Genomic DNA, 2498 nt, shown 5'->3' on the forward strand with positions numbered 1-2498 from the left:
TCCATCTCCTCGGGGTCGCCCGGCACCACCAGCGGGTTGGTGGGCGGCGCCAGATCGCCCCACTCGGCGACGAAGAAGTGGCCGGCGTACTCATCCCAGCCCTCAGGGGCCACGTCCAGCTGCGAGGGCGAGGAGTGCACGGGGTGGCGGCCCACCACGTCCTCCCGGGGCGGCGCGGTGAGGCCGCTGGCCTCGTGGTCGATGACGAAGGTGAGCGTCCTGCCGATCTCCTCGTCGCTGCCCCGGAAGACGGCTGGTTGCAGGTCCTCCCCGGCCTCGTCGGGAATATCGAACTGCGGTTCGGTCAGCGGCAGGCGCCCGGCCGAGAAGTCGGGGAAGCCGTACCAGACGCCCTGCTGCACGCGCAGGGTGGCGTCCATCTCGTCTTGGACCGGGCGGGCGCCGCGCACGTCGTAGCCGTTCTCGCCGACGAACATCTCGCCCTCAGCGTTCCAGGCGATGCCGATGGGCTGACGCATGCCCCAGGCGAACCTCTCCAGCGTACCTTCGGCGTCGTCGGGGTCAAAGGAGAAGACCGCGCCGCCACACTTCTCTTCACCTGGGACGACCTCTCCCGGCTGGGTCGCCTGACCAAAGGGCACGAACGCGCCGGTCAGGATCATTGGCCCCTCTTCGTCTTCGCCGTTCTCATTCTCGTCCATGGCCCTGAAGTCTGGAACCATGAAGTTGTGCCCGAGCAGGGTGAGGTCCTCGCAGGGCACCGAGTGCAAGTCGGGGTTCATCTCGATGAAGGGTCCGACGTCCATGCCCATCACGCCCGAGTTGCCCGCCTGGCCGACGCCGAAGTAGAGCCTGCCGTCGGGGCCCACTTCGATGCCGTTCATGAAGTGCTCGGCTCTCGCGTCGCGAAAGCCCGTGAGGATCTGCTCAACGGTGCCGTCCATCGCCACGCGGGAGACGGCGCCGGTCATGTCGCTTACGTCGCGGTGGGTGATGTAGAAGTGGCCGTCATGGAAGGTGAGGCCGACGACCGGAGGGATGAGGTGCTCGCTCAGCTCTATAGTCTCGGCGACCGAGCCGTTCTCGAGCCGCAAGAGGCGCGAGGGCTCGAGCTGCTCGGGCTGGAAGCCACCGCCTGCTTCGGCCACCCACATCCGGCCCTGGTCGTCCCAGGCGACGGAGGTGGGAAAGGTGAGGCCGTCCGCGACCTTTTCAGCGGTGAAGCCCTCGGGAAGCTCGAGGACGCTGTCTTGCGCGGTCTCGGTGGTCTGGGCGAGACCCAAGGCCAGCGAAAGGAGCGTGATGAAGCCCAGGAGCGCTAGCGCCCAAAGCGGCGTACGACGTGACGGGTTTTTGGTCATATATCTCTTCTCCTTTAAGTTTGAGTTAGTGAAAGACAAGGCGTAACCACAGCAAGCACCTAAATGAGTGGAACGAGGTGAGACCTCCGTTAACGTAGATTTCAGTCCTAACCCTAGCTAGAAATTAAATCTCCTTCCGTTAAATGTAATACCGGTTTCTGTCGGGACTGTGGCAAAAGTACGCTGGCGGCTTGACTTTCAGGGACATTGCCAGGTTAACTTCAGCGGAATATAAAGTGTGAGGCTGCCCAACTACTGCCCCACCACTGCCCTTCACAACAAGTCATGGCGCGTTGCCTACGACCTTGTGATGAGCGGGCTCATGCCAGCAGGTTCATGCGGTCATGTGGGTGCGGAGGAAGTGAGCAACTCCTTTAAGAGCGTGGCGACGGCGGCAAAATCCCGCCCTGTCGCCAAACGGTAGAGGCTGCTCGTGCTTACGAGTTCGGCCAAGGCGTCAAAATGCGCCTGCGAGGAGCGGGCCTCGGTCAGCAAGATATTAGGCGCTAGCTCGAGCAGCGCTTCAGCCTCGGTGATGGGTTCGAGCACGCTCCTCTTTGCGTTGGCGACGCTCGGAAAGACGAGCATGGCCGGGCGGCACTCCAAAACGGTCGTCACCCCGTCAAGCGCGTCTGCCGGCAGCTGCCGCTTGGGCCAACCGCGCGCCAAAGGGCGCTGCAAAAGCTGGTGAAGCTCCGGAAAAAAGCGGACGGTCGTGTCCGTCACGTCGATCTCGTCCGGAAAGGCCTGCAACCGCAGCCCATTACGGCCGGAGTCGCACAAAAAGAGCATGTCATCGCCCATGAGGTCAAAGCCGGCCTTTATGAGCGCGAGGGTGAGCGTGGATTTGCCCGAGCCGCTCGCGCCCGCCAGCAACAGAGCTCGACCTCCTACCGCAACGCCGGCCGCGTGTAGGCTGTAGCGCCCCCGGCGCTTTAAAAGCTCGAGAAAAGGCAGGGTAAAGATGAGGTGGGACAAAAGCCACGGCTCCTCCAAAGCGGGCTCGAGGATGGACACGGACACGTGTCCCCGTGCGGGCTCGCAGCGCACCCTTACCCGCTCGCGGTAGTCGATATAGAACGCGTCGCTGCCGTCAAAGTAGACGACCTCGCCGCCCGGCAGGTCATAGACCGGCCTCGCCCGTCCCGGCGGCCTCGCTAGCCAGTGCTGCGGGGC

The 2498-nt window shown here is 63.7% G+C and carries 2 protein-coding genes; both read right to left on the reverse strand.

The features are described 5' to 3' along the window. The coding region (locus M3498_16775; protein MDQ3460924.1) for a sugar dehydrogenase at positions 1–1322 on the reverse strand (1322 nt) is incomplete at its 3' end. Between the two features lie 342 nt (positions 1323–1664). Further along, positions 1665–2498: hypothetical protein (locus M3498_16780; protein ID MDQ3460925.1), on the reverse strand; the 834-nt coding region annotated here is incomplete at its 5' end.

This window comes from Deinococcota bacterium (assembly GCA_030858465.1).
Lineage (GTDB): Bacteria > Deinococcota > Deinococci > Deinococcales > Trueperaceae > JALZLY01.